The organism is Blautia obeum ATCC 29174, assembly GCF_025147765.1.
In the GTDB taxonomy this organism is placed as follows: domain Bacteria; phylum Bacillota; class Clostridia; order Lachnospirales; family Lachnospiraceae; genus Blautia_A; species Blautia_A obeum.
Map to the genome: position 1 here is coordinate 1,195,165 of NZ_CP102265.1, position 16,766 is coordinate 1,211,930.

Annotated in this window: 11 protein-coding genes and 3 pseudogenes; all 14 read left to right on the top strand. The window is 45.2% G+C overall.

Annotation, left to right across the window (positions count from 1 at the left end):
* Positions 1 to 29: 29 nt before the first annotated feature.
* The 14 genes and pseudogenes from NQ503_RS05690 (at position 30) to NQ503_RS05770 (ending at position 16,731) form a co-directional block, all read left to right on the top strand.
* Positions 30 to 500 (top strand): helix-turn-helix domain-containing protein, encoded by a 471-nt coding sequence (locus NQ503_RS05690; protein ID WP_044925916.1) that lies wholly within the window; start codon positions 30 to 32, stop codon positions 498 to 500.
* Between the two features lie 130 nt (positions 501 to 630).
* Positions 631 to 732, top strand: a complete 102-nt coding sequence (locus NQ503_RS05695; protein ID WP_015524590.1) for a putative holin-like toxin — start codon at positions 631 to 633, stop codon at positions 730 to 732.
* 198 nt (positions 733 to 930) lie between these two features.
* Positions 931 to 7,715, top strand: a pseudogene (locus NQ503_RS17880) (DEAD/DEAH box helicase family protein).
* A complete protein-coding gene (locus NQ503_RS05720; protein ID WP_001129922.1) occupies positions 7,696 to 8,070 on the top strand; it encodes a TnpV protein in 375 nt (124 codons plus the stop codon). Before NQ503_RS17880 ends, NQ503_RS05720 begins: the two are co-directional and overlap by 20 nt.
* Positions 8,071 to 8,436: 366 nt before the next feature.
* Positions 8,437 to 10,356 carry a tetracycline resistance ribosomal protection protein Tet(O) gene (gene tet(O) / locus NQ503_RS05725; protein WP_000691758.1) on the top strand — a complete coding sequence of 640 codons (1,920 nt, stop codon included), beginning with the start codon at positions 8,437 to 8,439 and terminating at the stop codon, positions 10,354 to 10,356.
* A 54-nt stretch (positions 10,357 to 10,410) separates the two neighbouring features.
* On the top strand, positions 10,411 to 10,581 hold the full coding sequence (locus tag NQ503_RS05730) for a cysteine-rich KTR domain-containing protein (protein ID WP_004614788.1): 171 nt from the start codon (positions 10,411 to 10,413) through the stop codon (positions 10,579 to 10,581).
* Between the two features lie 490 nt (positions 10,582 to 11,071).
* Complete coding sequence (locus NQ503_RS05735; RefSeq protein ID WP_105116765.1) at positions 11,072 to 11,581, top strand: sigma-70 family RNA polymerase sigma factor; 510 nt, start codon at positions 11,072 to 11,074, stop codon at positions 11,579 to 11,581.
* 94 nt (positions 11,582 to 11,675) lie between these two features.
* Entirely contained in the window at positions 11,676 to 12,101 is a 426-nt protein-coding gene (locus NQ503_RS05740; protein WP_000323895.1) for an RNA polymerase sigma factor, read from the top strand.
* 83 nt (positions 12,102 to 12,184) lie between these two features.
* A pseudogene (locus NQ503_RS05745) lies at positions 12,185 to 12,659 on the top strand (RNA polymerase sigma factor).
* 154 nt (positions 12,660 to 12,813) lie between these two features.
* Positions 12,814 to 13,846: pseudogene (locus NQ503_RS05750) on the top strand (AAA family ATPase).
* Positions 13,847 to 14,363: 517 nt separating this feature from the next.
* Positions 14,364 to 15,329, top strand: a complete 966-nt coding sequence (gene mobV / locus NQ503_RS05755) for a MobV family relaxase (RefSeq protein ID WP_001820668.1) — start codon at positions 14,364 to 14,366, stop codon at positions 15,327 to 15,329.
* Positions 15,330 to 15,337: 8 nt separating this feature from the next.
* Complete coding sequence (locus NQ503_RS05760) at positions 15,338 to 16,192, top strand: ParB/RepB/Spo0J family partition protein (RefSeq protein ID WP_000743700.1); 855 nt, start codon at positions 15,338 to 15,340, stop codon at positions 16,190 to 16,192.
* Between the two features lie 45 nt (positions 16,193 to 16,237).
* Positions 16,238 to 16,468 (top strand): YdbC family protein, encoded by a 231-nt coding sequence (locus tag NQ503_RS05765; protein ID WP_001206986.1) that lies wholly within the window; start codon positions 16,238 to 16,240, stop codon positions 16,466 to 16,468.
* A 71-nt stretch (positions 16,469 to 16,539) separates the two neighbouring features.
* Positions 16,540 to 16,731, top strand: a complete 192-nt coding sequence (locus NQ503_RS05770; RefSeq protein WP_001820669.1) for a hypothetical protein — start codon at positions 16,540 to 16,542, stop codon at positions 16,729 to 16,731.
* Positions 16,732 to 16,766 lie beyond the last annotated feature (35 nt).

Consider the following 16,766-nt stretch of genomic DNA (forward strand, 5'->3'; position numbering starts at 1 on the left):
CACAGCCCCATTTTGAAAAGGAGAAGAAATTGAAATTAGGAGCAAGAATAAGAAAAATCCGTATGTTTCGCAACATAACTCAAAAGGAATTGGGACGCAGATTAGGATATGGGGAAAGTAGTGCGGATGTGAGAATCGCCCAATATGAAAGTGGACAGCGTACACCGAAGCAGGAAACGCTTATCCGGATAGCAGAAATATTGGAAGTTGATGTCCGAAATTTTTTAAGTCCTGGAATTGCGACAATGGACGAATTAATGGAAACTTTATTCTGGATGGATGAAGAAAATAGAGGGCTTTTTCATCTGTTCCTGCTAAATGATTCAGAAAGTGAAACAGTTGGAATCACAATGAGGGATAAAAAAACAATGTCTTATCTGCAGGAATGGATGGGGAAAAAGCAGAAACTGGGCGATGGAAGAATCACAGAAGAGGAATATCTGGAATGGAAACTGCATTGGCCAGAGGATAAGAGAAAAACAGAATATAAAACCGTATGAAGTAAAAAGGAATTGCTTTGCGGAGAGTTACCTGTTAGAATATTACTGGAGTAACCGTGTACAGGGTTGGTAAAAACCTCCTGGATTTTCAGATCCCGTTAAGGGATACAGAAGAAGGGAGGTGGAGCGAATGGATACATACGAAGTCTTGAGCTTATTGTTCTTAGGCGGTACGTTTCTGATTGCTTTGCTTGCCTATTTGGATAATAGGGACAACAAGCGAAAAAAATAGCCTACCCTGTCTGCCAACAGGATAGGCAGCTCTCTTTGAGAGCAAAATAAATTAAAACCTAATCCAGGAGCATCCACCTTGTGGGCGGTTACTCTTTTCAATTAGAATATAGCATTTTCTCTCCGAAAAGTAAAGTACATTTTATGCAGCCAATTCTAAAAAGAGTAGGCTGTTTTTTATTGACAGGAGGGAAGTTAAATGTCTAAACTACAGGACATCCGAAACTTGATACAGGAACATGCCGTATCAGTGAGCAGTTCGCCAGGGGATTGGATGGATTATATGGACACAGCATCAAGGTTATATCGGTATTCTTTTTCAGACCAGCTTCTGATCCATGCACAGCGTCCAGACGCAACAGCCTGTGCATCACTGGAACTATGGAATGAAAAGATGTTACGCTGGGTAAATCGTGGTGCAAGAGGAATTGCCCTGTTTGATGAAACCTGGCAGAACACCAAACTTCGTTATGTGTTTGATATTTCGGACACCCACATGGTAGCCGGAGGCAGAAGCCCGTATCTGTGGCAGATGCAGGAACACCAGAGAGAAGAGATCCTTACGCATCTGGAAGAGGTCTATGGTCTGGAAGAAAAGGATACGGCAACCTTGCAGGACGCATTGATGGCGGTCGCAAGGGAGATGGTCAGTGACAATCTGGAAGAATATCTGGATGGATTGGAATATGCAGTAGAAAATACTTATCTGGAAGATTTGGATGAGGTGACGATCCGCAGTGATTTCCGCCAGCTGGTAACAGACAGTGTTTACTATATGCTTTCCAGACGATGTGGGATTGAGCCAATGGAACTTCTGGAAGAAGAGGATTTCATGCACATCACAGATTACAACCATCTGTCTGCCCTTACATTCCTTGGAAATGCAGTGAGTCAGCTCAGTGAGAGTATTCTGATCGATATTGGAAGAATTGTACATAAAATTTCTCTGGAAGAAGCGAGAAAAGAGGTTGAAATTTCAAAGGAAAGGAATTATAATAACTTTACCACGTTAATGCGTGAAACTAAAAACCGGGATGCAGAAACGAAAAAAGAAGAAAATATTGAAAATGAAGGAGGAACCGATTATGGAACTGACATATCATCGCAAGGGAGATTACCTGTTTCCGAATCTGACCGTCGAAGAGGAAGAAGTGACGATCGGGAAATACGGGATGCTGCGGAGGACATTTCTGAAGGAACACAAGAACAGCCTTTATCAGAGCCTGTTCCTAACCGGGAAGCTGAACAGCCATCTGGAACAGATCGAGAAAGCAGCACAGGAGAGAATGGACAGCCAGATGGAGAAATTACTGGAGAAGAATCCGGCACCGGACAAGGAAGCAGATCCGATGGCATGGACAGCACACATGAACGCACTGATGGCAACAGCGGAAGAGAGCATCTTGACGGAATTGGTATACAGTTAGTCGAAGATACAAGAGAAGATGGATTGAGTAAAGCAGAGGAAGAGATCGCCTCTGCTTTATCTTTGCCCGAATATCCAACCGCAAATGAACAAAGACGGCAGATCGAGGAAAGGGCAGCTGCCCTTTATGCCGGAGAAATCCCGATTCCAGAGGAAGTTGTTGATGAGATCTTACGGACAGGAGGAAACCGGAAAGCCAGCCAGCTCCGGATCATCTATAATTTCATGAGCGAACAGACACCGGAGGAATATACGGAGTTTGTAAAGCGTGAATACCGTAAAGGTGGAAAAGGCTTTCAGATTGATGGAAATGAATATTCAGTCTGGTTTGATGAAACTGGGATGCAGATCGCAGTGGGGCATACGGTTACAGACCATATCTTAGATAAGGCATTTTTATCATGGGAGGATGTCAGCGGACGTATCCATCAGCTTTTAGACCAGGGTGAATATGCACCACAGTCTGTATTGGATGCGGCAAGAAGTAATGCAGTAAAAGAACACGCCCAGGCTCTTGCCTATATGAAAGGGGATATGGCAGAAGGAGTAGCGGAGATTGTCTTTGACGAAGAGGACTTACCACATCTTCGCAGTATTTATCCAGAGATCACGGATTATTTAGAAGAAAAAATAGAAGATCCCCAGTGGCTTTCGGAACTGAATGAGAGACTGGATGCACTGGCAGAAGCCTATGAAATGGACAGCTCTCTTATGCGTTTCCATCACTATAATCCGATAAATATCTCAAAGCAGTTTCAGAAGTTTGCTGCGGAGGTCATCCCTTATCAGGCAAGAGATGGGTTTGCATGGAAAGAACATCAGATGTTCATTACCCAGGATGAGATAGATGCTTTTCTCGCAAGGGGTGGCCCTTATTCAAAAGATAGGCTCAAAACTTATTCTTTTTATTTGTTAAATGAAAATGAAAAATCCAGAACGGATTTTATTAAAGAAAAGTATGGAACCAATAAAAGGATTCATGCACTGCCTGATGTAGATGAGTTTTATGTAAATTATGATAGGAAAGGACTGCTTCTTGCAAGAGGTGATGATAATAGTCCATATACTTCAATTTCATTATCTTGGAAGAAAGTTGCCAATAGAATATCCTATCTGATAAAGAATGACCAGTTCCTGCAGGCAGAAGATTATGTCCATATGTCGGAGTATGAACGGGAACAGATGGCGAATAAGATACTTAGTTTTTATGCTCGTCTTCCGGAAGGAATAGACAGATCATTTACCAATGACTTTTTTGGGGATGTGTCGAGAGCAGAATTGATGGCAGTGTTGGAAGGAACAGAGCAGACAGAGGAACTGTTACAGAAGATGGATGCGGCATTGGCAGCTCTGCCATTGGATTTTGAAGCATATGGGACAAACTATCAGCAGAAAACAGAACTTCTTTCGGAACTTCATCAGTATGTAGAGGGGACTTACACAATATTCCCAACACCGGAAGCAGAACCATCCTTTGCGGGGCCGTCTGGTCATCAGATGACCATGTTTGATTTCTTAGATACTAAGTCGGTAACAGAACCGACCGTAGTAGATATGTCAGATGTAGAGGAAATAGAAGAGGAAGAGGTTACTGCCAAAGAAGATATTCCGGAAAGTCAGGAACAGGAAAAAGCTGTGTTAGAACCACACAACTTCCGTATCCAGGATAATGACCTTGGTGCAGGCGGTCCGAAGGCAAAGTATAAAACAAATATGGAAGCCATCCATTTGTTACAGACTTTGGAGAAAGAAGAACGTCTGGCAACACCCGAAGAACAGGAAATCTTATCCCGTTATGTTGGATGGGGTGGCATCCCACAGGCATTTGAGGAGAGTAACAGCAGCTGGGCGAATGAGTATCTGGAATTAAAGAATACCTTATCATCAGAAGAATACAGTGCAGCAAGGGCATCGACCTTAAACGCTTTTTATACGTCCCCGACCGTGATCCGAAGTATGTATGAAGTACTGGAAAATATGGGACTGAAACAGGGAAATATTTTGGAACCGTCCTGTGGTGTCGGTAACTTTATGGGACTGATCCCGGAGAGTATGGGCAAAGCCAATATGTATGGTGTGGAACTTGACCCGGTTTCGGGCAGGATCGCAAAACAGCTTTACCAGAAAAATAAGATTGCAGTACAGGGATTTGAGGAAACCAGTTATCCGGACAGCTTTTTCGACTGTGTGATAGGCAATGTTCCATTTGGGGCGTATCAGGTCAGTGACCGCAGATATGACCGGCATCATTTTATGATCCATGATTATTTTATTGCAAAATCCCTTGATCTGGTGCGTCCGGGCGGCGTAGTTGCAGTGGTAACTTCCAGTGGAACGATGGATAAGCAGAATCCGGCAGTGAGACAGTATATCGCAAACCGGGCAGAACTGCTTGGAGCCATCCGATTACCGAATAATGCATTCCAGAGAAATGCCAATACCAGCGTTGTTTCTGATATTCTGTTTTTCCAGAAAAGGGACAGGGCATCCCATCCATTGAGGAACCGGAATGGTTAAATCTAAAGGAAACACAGGAAGGCTATTCAGTCAATGCTTATTTTGCAGAGCATCCGGAAATGGTGCTTGGTGAGTTTACTACAGAAAGTACCCAGTATGGAAAGCAGGAAGTGACCGTAAAACCAAAAGAAGGAATTACCTTAGAAGAACAGTTAAAAGAAGCCGTCCAGAATATCCATGGCACGATCACGGAACTGGAACTTTCGGATACAGAGCTGGAGGAGGATGTTGTCTCTATCCCGGCAGACCCGGAGGTAAAGAATTTCAGTTTTACCGTAGTGAATGATGAAGTCTATTACCGGGAAAATTCTGTGATGAACCGCATGGAGCTTCCGGCAATGACAGCGGAACGTGTCAAAGGGATGGTGAAGATCCGTGATGTTACGAATGAACTGATCCAGTGTCAAATGGAAGAGGGAAGCGCTGAACAGATCACAAAGCTGCAGGAAAAACTCAATGAAGAATATGATGCCTTTACAGCAAAATATGGTCTTATCAGCAGCAATGCCAATAAGCGGGCATTCAGCCAGGACAGCAGCTATTGTCTTTTGACTTCTCTGGAATTTCTGGATGATAAGGGAGAACTGAAACGGAAAGCGGATATTTTTACCAAAAGGACAATCCGCAGGGCAGAAACGGTAACTTCTGTAGATACTGCCAGTGAAGCACTTGCGGTTTCTATCGGTGAGAGGGCAGGCGTTGACCTTTCCTATATGGCACAGCTTTCCGGGAAAACAGAAGAGAAGCTTACCGAAGAACTGGCGGGGGTAATCTTTAAGAATCCGATTAGTGAAAAATGGGAGCCATCGGACGAATATCTTTCTGGAAATGTAAGAGAGAAACTGCAGATCGCCAAACAGTTTGCAGAAGATCACCCAGAATATCAGGTGAATGTGCAGTATTTAGAGCAGGTACAGCCAAAAGATCTGGATGCGTCAGAGATTGAGGCAAGACTTGGAGCAACCTGGATTTCAGAGAACTATATCACACAGTTCATGGCAGAGACATTCCATACACCAAGATATTATGTAGGGAGCAAGGTCAAAGTCCAGTATGCCGAAGTGACCGGACAATGGAATGTTATGGGAAAGAATGTGGACAGCTACGGAAATGCCCTTGTCACTTCCACTTATGGAACACAGAGAGCCAATGCCTACCGTCTTTTGGAAGATGCCTTAAACCTTAGAGATACCAAGATTTATGACACGGTACAGGATGCCGAGGGGGAACACCGGGAATTAAACCGGAAGGAAACAATGCTGGCACAGCAGAAGCAGGAGCTGATCAAAGAGGAATTTAAAGAGTGGATATTTAAAGACCTGCACCGACGGGAAGATCTCTGTAAGATTTATAATGAACGATTTAACAGCATCCGTCCACGGGAATATGATGGAAGCCATATTCAGTTTGTCGGCATGAACCCGGAGATCACCTTGATGCCGCATCAGAAAAACGCAGTGGCTCATGTGCTGTATGGAAATAATACGTTACTGGCTCATTGCGTAGGAGCAGGAAAGACGTTCCAGATGATCGCAGCCGGTATGGAATCAAAACGGCTGGGACTCTCACAAAAGAATCTTTATGTTGTGCCAAACCATCTGACCGAGCAGTGGGGCAGTGATTTCCTACGTCTCTATCCGGGAGCAAATATCCTGGTGGCAACGAAGAAAGACTTTGAGCCGGCAAACCGAAAACGGTTCTGTTCCCGTATTGCGACAGGGGATTATGATGCCGTGATCATCGGCCATACGCAGTTTGAGAAAATCCCTCTTTCAAGAGAACGGCAGATTGCCATGCTGGAAGATCAGATCGCAGATATTACGTTTTCCATTGAAGAAGCGGCACATCAGGCAGGGCAGAATTATACCATCAAGCAGTTGGAAAAAACAAAGAAGAGTCTGCAGGCGAGGATGAAGAAACTCAATGACCAGACTAGAAAGGATGATGTAGTAACTTTTGAGCAGTTGGGTGTAGACCGGCTGTTTGTGGATGAGAGCCATAGTTTTAAGAACCTTTTTTTGTATACAAAAATGCGGAATGTGGCGGGTATCTCACAGACGGATGCACAGAAAAGTTCGGATATGTTTATGAAATGCCGGTATATGGATGAACTGACAGGCGGCAGAGGAATCACCTTTGCTACAGGTACTCCTGTATCAAATAGTATGACCGAGCTTTACACTATCATGCGTTATCTTCAGTATGACACACTCATGCGTATGGGTATGGGACACTTTGATTCCTGGGCGGCAACGTTTGGGGAGACAGTAACCGCAATCGAATTATCACCGGAAGGAACGGGCTATCGTGCGAAAACACGGTTTGCCCGTTTTTTTAATCTTCCAGAGCTGATCTCCATTTTTAAGGAAGCTGCGGATATTCAGACATCGGATATGCTGAATCTTCCTGTACCGGAAGCAGAGTTTATCAATGAAGTCTTAAAACCAAGTGAAGAACAGCAGGAAATGGTCAGTGCCTTTTCGGAACGTGCGGAAGAAGTAAGAGCCGGTCTTGTGAATCCAACGGTGGACAACATGCTCAAGATTACCAATGACGGAAGAAAATGTGCATTGGATCAGAGGCTATTAAATGAACTCCTTCCGGATGCAGAAAAAAGCAAGGTCAATACCTGTGTGGAAAATGCTTTTCAGGTATGGGACGAGGGAAAAGCAGACCGGACAACACAGCTGATCTTCTGTGACTTGTCTACTCCAAAAGGGGATGGGACTTTCAATGTATATGATGATGTCCGAAACAAACTGGTTGCCAGGGGAATCCCGAAAGAAGAGATTGCTTTTATCCATGAATACAACACGGAGGCAAAGAAAGCGGAACTGTTTGCAAAGGTACGGGCTGGACAGGTGAGAATCCTGATGGGTTCCACTCCAAAACTCGGTGCAGGTACCAACGTACAGGACAGACTGATTGCTCTCCATCACCTTGACTGTCCATGGAAACCGTCTGATGTAGGACGGATTTTGCGGACATTCAAAATAAAAAAGAATGTGGAGGTAACAGACAATGGCAAAATCATTATTTGAGGAACTGGGCGGCAAATACGAAAGGCAAGGGGATTATTTGATACCGTGCTTAACTGTACCCGCCGAAGAAGAACAGGCAATAGGCATCTGGGGGCAACGGCATTTAGATTATCTAAAACAGTACCGTAAAGTTACATACACCAATCTTCTTACAAGCGGCAGGCTAAACGCCTACCTTGCCGACATCAACAGACAGGCACAGGAACGCTTTGAAAGGCTCATAGAGGGTATGAAACAGGCACAGGGCATAACGGAACAGCTAAAGGCAGAAAACGCCTTAGAATGGACAGGATGCCTCAATAACATAAGGGCTTGTGCGAGGGAGATTGTGGAAAAGGAAATTATTTTTGCATAAACAGATGATTAGTGGCAGGGGGAAATCCTGCCGCTTTTTCTGCTTTAGTTTGTCAGCTTGACAAATAAAGGGTTAAGGAATATAATTAGATTCAGTATTATACAAGGAGTTAATAAATATGCGGCAAGGTATTCTTAAATAAACTGTCAATTTGATAGTGGGAACAAAAAGTAGCAGTCCCGTTTCACTTTTAATATGGGGCTTAGTTTTTTGTACCCAGTTTAAGAATACTTTTATCATGTAATTTTATATGCCCGAAAACATATAAGTGTTTTGGGGCTATTGGAGTTATTTACCCAGTGATAGGAGTATTTATCACTGGGTATTTTTATGCCCTTTTTTGGGTGTTGATAGGAGGAAAATCACATGAAAATAATTAACTTAGGCATTCTGGCTCACGTTGACGCAGGAAAGACAACATTAACGGAAAGTTTATTGTATACCAGTGGTGCAATTGCAGAACTAGGGAGCGTAGATGAAGGCACAACAAGGACAGATACAATGAATTTGGAGCGTCAAAGGGGAATCACTATCCAGACAGCAGTGACATCTTTTCAGTGGGAGGATGTAAAAGTCAACATTATAGATACGCCAGGCCATATGGATTTTTTGGCGGAAGTATACCGTTCTTTATCCGTATTAGACGGAGCAGTATTATTAGTTTCTGCAAAGGATGGCATACAGGCACAGACCCGTATACTGTTTCATGCACTACAGATAATGAAGATTCCGACAATTTTTTTCATCAATAAAATTGACCAAGAGGGGATTGATTTGCCAATGGTATATCGGGAAATGAAAGCAAAGCTTTCTTCGGAAATTATAGTGAAGCAAAAGGTTGGGCAGCATCCCCATATAAATGTAACGGACAATGACGATATGGAACAGTGGGATGCGGTAATTATGGGAAACGATGAACTATTAGAGAAATATATGTCAGGGAAACCGTTTAAAATGTCAGAACTGGAACAGGAAGAAAACAGGAGATTCCAAAACGGAACGTTATTTCCCGTTTATCACGGAAGCGCTAAAAACAATCTGGGGATTCGGCAGCTTATAGAAGTAATTGCCAGTAAATTTTATTCATCAACGCCTGAAGGTCAATCTGAACTATGCGGGCAGGTTTTTAAGATTGAATATTCAGAGAAAAGGCGGCGTTTTGTTTATGTGCGTATATATAGCGGAACATTGCATTTGAGGGATGTTATTAGAATATCTGAAAAAGAGAAAATAAAAATCACAGAGATGTGTGTTCCGACAAACGGTGAATTATATTCATCCGATACAGCCTGCTCTGGTGATATTGTAATTTTACCAAATGATGTTTTGCAGCTAAACAGTATTTTGGGGAACGAAATACTGTTGCCGCAGAGAAAATTTATTGAAAATCCTCTCCCTATGCTCCAAACAACGATTGCAGTAAAGAAATCTGAACAGCGGGAAATATTGCTTGGGGCACTTACAGAAATTTCAGATGGCGACCCTCTTTTAAAATATTATGTGGATACTACAACGCATGAGATTATACTTTCTTTTTTGGGGAATGTGCAGATGGAAGTCATTTGTGCCATCCTTGAGGAAAAATATCATGTGGAGGCAGAAATAAAAGAGCCTACTGTTATATATATGGAAAGACCGCTTAGAAAAGCAGAATATACCATCCACATAGAAGTCCCGCCAAATCCTTTCTGGGCTTCTGTCGGGTTGTCCATAGAGCCGCTCCCTATTGGAAGCGGAGTGCAGTATGAAAGCAGAGTTTCACTTGGATATTTAAATCAATCGTTCCAAAATGCGGTTATGGAGGGGGTTCTTTATGGCTGCGAGCAGGGGCTGTATGGATGGAAAGTGACAGACTGTAAAATCTGTTTTGAATATGGATTGTATTATAGTCCTGTAAGTACCCCCGCAGACTTTCGGCTGCTTTCCCCTATCGTATTGGAGCAGGCTTTAAAAAAAGCAGGGACAGAACTATTAGAGCCATATCTCCACTTTGAAATTTATGCACCGCAGGAATATCTCTCACGGGCGTATCATGATGCTCCAAGGTATTGTGCAGATATTGTAAGTACTCAGATAAAGAATGACGAGGTCATTCTGAAAGGAGAAATCCCTGCTAGATGTATTCAAGAATACAGGAACGATTTAACTTATTTCACAAATGGGCAGGGAGTCTGCTTGACAGAGTTAAAAGGATACCAGCCAGCTATTGGTAAATTTATTTGCCAACCCCGCCGCCCGAATAGCCGTATAGATAAGGTTCGGCATATGTTCCACAAGTTAGCTTAACAGCTTGCAAAAGTCATATAAAATGAGATTTGAAAGGATTAGAGACTAATTATGATGAAATGCGAATGGATATTGTGTCCTGTTTGTGGGAGCAAAACCCGTAATAAAATTAGGAAGGACACTGTTTTGGAGAATTATCCCCTTTATTGTCCAAAATGCAGACAAGAAAGATTGATTAAAGTTGACAACTTGAAGATAACTGTCATCAAAGAGCCAGACGCTTAAGACGCAGAGCCGATGAAATTGTGGAACAATTCACGAATCATCGGCTCTTTTTGTTTCGTATTTGAAAGAACAAACTCACCAAATAAAAAAAACGATATTCGGGTGGGTTATTTTGTTATACCCTAAATTACCCTCTGAATTTGTTTTTAAATTTGGAGGGATTTTTTTATGTCCTTTTTTCGGGCAGTTATCTATCTGCTCATACGAAGCAAAATTTATCAATACATAGCATATCAGAGAACGGCAGGAAACCAGTTAAAAAAATTTCTGCCAGTGCAACGGTACTTCTCACCTTGAAAGTAGAAGTACAATCTCCATACAATAGAATTACTATTTCCTATAACCGTAAAGGTCACAGAGCCTTTGCGGTTTTTCTTTTGTCGATTTTTGTTGGAAAGTGCCGTAGGGCTGTTTCTGATATGCGGTGTCGTTCTCCGCCTCTCCATCTGGATTTTTTACATTTCAAAAATTCAGATGGGAGGTATTTATGGTGAAATATGCACCAAGAAAGGTATATATCAGAGAAAGTGGCGGCTATGTGGAATTATCCTACACGGAGTTCTGCCGTTGCAGGGAATCCGACCAGACCTATATGGACAAGCTGTTTATCCCCATTCAAGGCTGTCTGCTTGAAGTCGTGAGGGAGCAATACACAGACTTCTACCGTGACAAGGAACGGTGGCGTTATCTGCAAAAATTAGATACAAAGAATAGACTGCTATCTCTCGACGGATTTACGGACAGCGAGGGGAATCCTCTGGACTTTATCACTGATGAAGCGGTGGACATTGCAGAAACCGTTGTCAATGCGGTCATGGTGGACAGGCTGAAAGCCGCCCTGCCTTTGCTGTCGGATAGTGAACAGGAGCTGATACAGGCAATCTTTTTTGACGGACTTTCCGAGCGTGAAGTCGGGGCGAGGTTGGGCATAACCCAGAGCGTTGTAAACAAACGCAAAGCCAGAATCCTAATAAAACTAAGAAAGATAATAGAAAATTAAAATTTAAGGCGTTCAGCCCCCTTGTTTTTTCCTTTGGGAAGATGAGGGGGCTTTTCTCTGCCCTCTCAATCAATTCTGATTGGAGGAAGTAAGAATGGCATACAACCACGGACGGGAGGACAGGAAATGGCGTATCTGGAAAGAAGCGGAGGAAAAGCTGCTGCGTGAGTGCGGCGTTGATGAAGCGACCATTGAGCAGATACGCATGGCGGACAGGGCAGACTTCAATTCCAACAGGCGGTTTTACCGATGGACGAATGACGTTGCGGAATATCTTGAGGACATGGCAGGCAGGGAGCGGCAGGCGGAAGTGGGTACGGTTGCGGAGTTACTGGAAGAGATTGAGAGCGAAAATCTCTATCAAGTATTAGTCACGGTGGACGGGCGTACCTTGAAAATCGTCCTGCTGAAAATGCAGGGGTATTCCACAAAGGAGATTGCCCCGCTTGTGCATTTGACGACTGGTGCCATCTATGCGAGGTTAGACCATCTGCGGAAGAAGCTGCGGAAAATTTTATAGCTTCTAAAACAGCCTGCCATCCTGCGGGCTACTGGGTGAGGGATGGAAATCCCCTCACTCATTTTTTGCAGGAGGACAACAGGATGGCATACAGGGTTAAGGCATACACGCTTCGGGAGGAATCCACGGAAAGCGGCACAAGGTATTTTATCAGCTTTAAGGACGGGCAGGGCAAATCCCACGAGTTGGAAGTGTCGGAACAGTTCTTTATGGAGTTTCGGCAGATGGAGCGCAGGAACAGGAATCTTTTCTAATGGGACGAGCGGCACAGGGAGTTTAACGAGGTATGGGACGAAACCCTTTACAGACGGGCGTTGCGTGTGCCTAAGAGCCTTGATGAACGCATGGTTGAGGAAGAACGGAATGAAACGCTCTATAAGGCGGTTGGGAGCCTTCCAGAGATACAAAGGCGGCGTTTCCTGCTCTACTACGAGTATGAGTTCAATTTTTACCAAATCGCCGCTATGGAGCATTGCACCGCTTCGGCAATACAGAAATCTGTTGCGATTGCAAAGGAGAAAGTAAAGGCGGAAATTGAAGAAATATCTCCAACCGTGACCGACACCGCCCGAAAAAGAAATCTGTTTTTTATTTGTGTGGGATTGGCGGCATTACATACTCTCACTTTTTTCCGTGGGAGTAAATCTATTTTTAAGGAGGTCAACGCCTATGTGCAACGAAAACAAAGACACCGCCCGAAAGGAGGAAAGCCATGCAGAAGTTACAGACAGTCAACGCCGAAACGCTCCTTTATGAACCGCTTGAGAAACCATCCTTTGTGGTGGACAGCCTTATCCCGACAGGCTTATCGCTGTTCTGCGGCTCACAGAAGATAGGCAAAAGCTGGCTCATGCTGAAGCTATGCTTATGCGTGTCGCAGGGAATCCCTTTATGGGATATGCCGACAATGGAGGGCGATGTGCTTTACCTCTGCCTTGAGGACACGTTCTGCCGCATACAGGACAGGTTATTTCGTTTGACGGACGAAGCAAGCGGGCGGCTCCACTTTGCCGTGGCAAGCTGCAAGCTGTCAGACGGTCTTATCGTGCAGCTTGAAGATTATCTGAAAGATTACCCAGACAGCAGGCTCATTGTCATTGATACCTTGCAGAAAGTCCGTACAGCTTCAAAAGACAATGCCTATGCAAGCGACTATGGGGACATCTCCCTCATCAAAGACTTTGCCGACAGGCACTCTCTGGCGGTCATTGTCGTACACCACATCCGAAAGCAGAATGACAGCGACGTGTTCAACAAGGTGTCTGGGACGACAGGATTAACGGGGAGTGCGGACGCTACCTTTGTTCTGGAAAAGGAGAAACGTGCGTCTGACACCGCCAAGCTGTATGTGACGGGCAGGGACACGCCTTATCAGGAATACACGCTGCGTTTCCGTGATTGCCGTTGGGAGCTTGTGGAGCGGAAAACGCAGGAGCAGCTTGCGAAAGAAACGATACCAGATGTCCTTTTTCGGTTGGTGGATTTTATGAGGGATAAGGAAGAATGGATAGGCACGGCAACGGAACTGTTAGCCGCTATGGGGGAAACGGAAACCATACCCACGGTGATTACGAAATGGCTGAATGAATACCGCACCACATTTTTAAGCGAGAACCGTATCTGCTACCAGTACAGCCGCAGGAAAGACGGCAGGCGGATTGCCCTTGCAAGGAGGGCGGGTGACAGCGGTGATGGTGGTGACAGCGATATTAGGATACCCCCCTGTTACTGTCATTGACGCTTAAAGCCATGTAAAGCTGGCGGCTCTGCCCTGCGGGTGACAGCAGTGACGGTGGTGACAGTGATTTTAGGATACCCTGCCGCTGTCATCCCTACGGGAGAACACCCCGTAAACGCAAAATGCAGGCGTGAGATTTACTCGCCCTTTTCGGTCGTGTAAAACCACCCCTGCGGTCAGAAAAATCATTCCGATTTTTCCGACTGCGTTTACAGGGTGTAACACACTACACTTTGCCCTGCAAAGTCGTGTGCCAGACGTTCCCTCTGGACTCCCTTAAGGCAGGGCTGTGCCCTGCTATCCTACGCCTTACGGCTTCGGATAAAAGAATGGCGGCATGACGGTGACGGCTCTTGCGAGGGGGGTATCCCAAAAACACCGTCATCATCGACATGACCGTCATGCAGGGGGTGAGGGTGACAGTTGCGGCAGTCGGCAGGGGGTATCCCAAAACTGCTGTCACCACCGTCACCGCTGTCACCCCAAAGGACGGTCACCCGCCGAAAGAAAGGAGGAATCCGCCTATGCCTTATGCAATCCTGCGTTTCCAGAAACGAAAAGCGGGCGGCGTTGCGGCTTGTGAACGCCACAACGAGCGGAAGAAAGAAGCCTACAAAAGCAACCCAGATATAGATATGGAACGCTCTAAAAACAATTACCATCTCATAGCACCACCAAAGTACACCTACAAGAAAGAGATTAACCGCATGGTAGCCGAAGCGGGGTGCAGGACAAGGAAAGACAGCGTGATGATGGTGGAAACGCTCATCACAGCTTCACCAGAATTTATGAACCAGTTACCGCCCGAAGAACAAAAAGCGTATTTCCAGACGGCTCTTGACTTCATTTCGGAGCGTGTTGGAAAGCAGAATATCCTCTCCGCTGTCGTCCATATGGACGAGAGAACGCCCCATATGCACCTCTGCTTTGTGCCGATTACGCCAGACAATAAGCTGTCAGCGAAAGCTATCTTAGGCAACCAGAAATCATTATCCGAGTGGCAGACCGCCTACCATGAGCGGATGTCCTCACGGTGGAATCAGCTTGAACGGGGGCAGTCCTCAATGGAAACCAAGCGGAAACACGTCCCCACATGGCTCTATAAATTAGGCGGCAGGCTTGATAAACAGTATGAAGAAATCGTGTCTGCCCTATCCGACATCAACGCCTTTAACGCAGGGAAGAAAAGGGATAAAGCGTTAGATTTACTCTCTGCATGGCTGCCAGACGTGGAGAAATTCTCTAAGGAAATCGGGAAACAGCAGGCGTATATCGACAGTTTGAAAGAGAGAATTGGGCAGGAATCAGACTATGCGGGGCGTATGCGTGATGAAAAGTACGAGCAGGAACTAAAGGTGCAGAAAGCGAATCAGAAGATATTTGAATTGCAGAGAACCAACGAGCAGATGGGGCGGCTGCTGTCAAAAATACCGCCCGAAGTGTTGGAAGAATTGCAGAAAAATCATAGAAGCAGAGCGAAAGAAAGGTAGATATGTGAATGAAGAAACAGGATTTTAAGGTGTTAAAGACCAAAGACTTGTACCCGTTCCCCGACAATCCGTTTCATGTGGCAGAAGATGAAACACTGTCAGAGTTAGCGGAAAGCATCAAGGAATTTGGCATTGTCACGCCGATAATCACACGCCCGAAAGAGGACGGGGACGGTTATGAAGTGATTGCAGGACAGCGGCGTGTCCGTGCTTCTGAACTTGCAGGGATAAATACCGTGCCTGCGTTTGTCCTGCCCTTAGACCGTGACCGAGCCATCATCACCCTTGTAGACAGCAATTTGCAGCGTGAGAATATCCTGCCATCGGAGCGGGCGTTTGCTTACAAGATGAAATCCGAAGCCATGAAGCGGCAGGGTTTCCGCACAGACTTAACCTCGTCACAAGTTGTGACGAAGTTGCGGACGGACGACAAGGTGGCACAGGGCTTCGGCGTGGGCAGGATGACCGTGCAGCGTTTTATCCGCCTGACGGAACTGATACCGCCGATTTTGCAGATGGTGGACGAGGGGAAAATCGCCCTCACGCCTGCGGTGGAACTGTCCTTCTTGAAGAAAGACGAGCAGGAAAACCTCTTTGCCACGATGGAGAGCGAAGAAGCAACGCCCTCACTCTCACAGGCACAGCGGATGAAACAGTTAAGCCAGAGCGGGCGGCTTGACATGGATACGATATTTGCGATTATGACGGAGGAAAAGGGCAACCAGAAAGAAACCTTGAAAATCAACACAAGCAAGCTGAAAAAATACTTTCCGAAGAACACAACGCCGAAGCAGATGGAGGAAACCATCATCAAACTTTTGGAGCGTGAGTTGCAGAGGAAACGCAACCGTGACAGCCGCTAATCTTCTTTTTTCGGGAAGTAAATACAGAGAGTTGAGGTATGGAGAATGAGAGAAATCCAGTATGAAATCGTAAAGGAAATCGCAGTATTGTCTACGGGCGACAGTGGCTACACAAAGGAAATCAATCTCATTTCATGGAATGGGAAAGAGCCGAAGTATGACATCCGCAGCTTTTCCCCGAACCGTGAAAAGTGCGGCAAGGGAATCACGCTGAACGCTGATGAAGCGGCGGCACTCCTTAAAGCATTACAGAAAGAATTAAACAGCGAGGATTAATGGTATCTGATTGGCAGGGCGGGGACATTTCCAAACTCTTCCCTGCCCTGTCTGGAAAGGAAGATTTAAGTATGGGCGAGGATAAGAAAGCAGATAAAAAGAGAAAGCGTATCGTGCCAAAAGCACCAGTGCAGATGATAATCAGCCGTGAATATGTCGGCACACAGACCGTTACAGAAGCGTTTGTCCCGATTATCTCCGAGGATATTCGGAAGAAGATTGCCGAGGGCGACACCTTCGACAATGAGGGGCTGTCCGCTTAGAATGTACGCAATGGGACATGAAAACAGATAGGACA

Bases quoted from the DNA above. Each gene is read 5' to 3' on its own strand.
- NQ503_RS05730 (WP_004614788.1), top strand. From the start codon at position 10,411: ATGAAATGCGAATGGATATTGTGTCCTGTTTGTGGGAGCAAAACCCGT.
- NQ503_RS05770 (WP_001820669.1), top strand. From the start codon at position 16,540: ATGGGCGAGGATAAGAAAGCAGATAAAAAGAGAAAGCGTATCGTGCCA.
- NQ503_RS05740 (WP_000323895.1), top strand. From the start codon at position 11,676: ATGGCATACAACCACGGACGGGAGGACAGGAAATGGCGTATCTGGAAA.
- mobV (WP_001820668.1), top strand. From the start codon at position 14,364: ATGCCTTATGCAATCCTGCGTTTCCAGAAACGAAAAGCGGGCGGCGTT.
- NQ503_RS05765 (WP_001206986.1), top strand. From the start codon at position 16,238: ATGAGAGAAATCCAGTATGAAATCGTAAAGGAAATCGCAGTATTGTCT.
- NQ503_RS05720 (WP_001129922.1), top strand. From the start codon at position 7,696: ATGGCAAAATCATTATTTGAGGAACTGGGCGGCAAATACGAAAGGCAA.
- NQ503_RS05760 (WP_000743700.1), top strand. From the start codon at position 15,338: ATGAAGAAACAGGATTTTAAGGTGTTAAAGACCAAAGACTTGTACCCG.
- NQ503_RS05695 (WP_015524590.1), top strand. From the start codon at position 631: ATGGATACATACGAAGTCTTGAGCTTATTGTTCTTAGGCGGTACGTTT.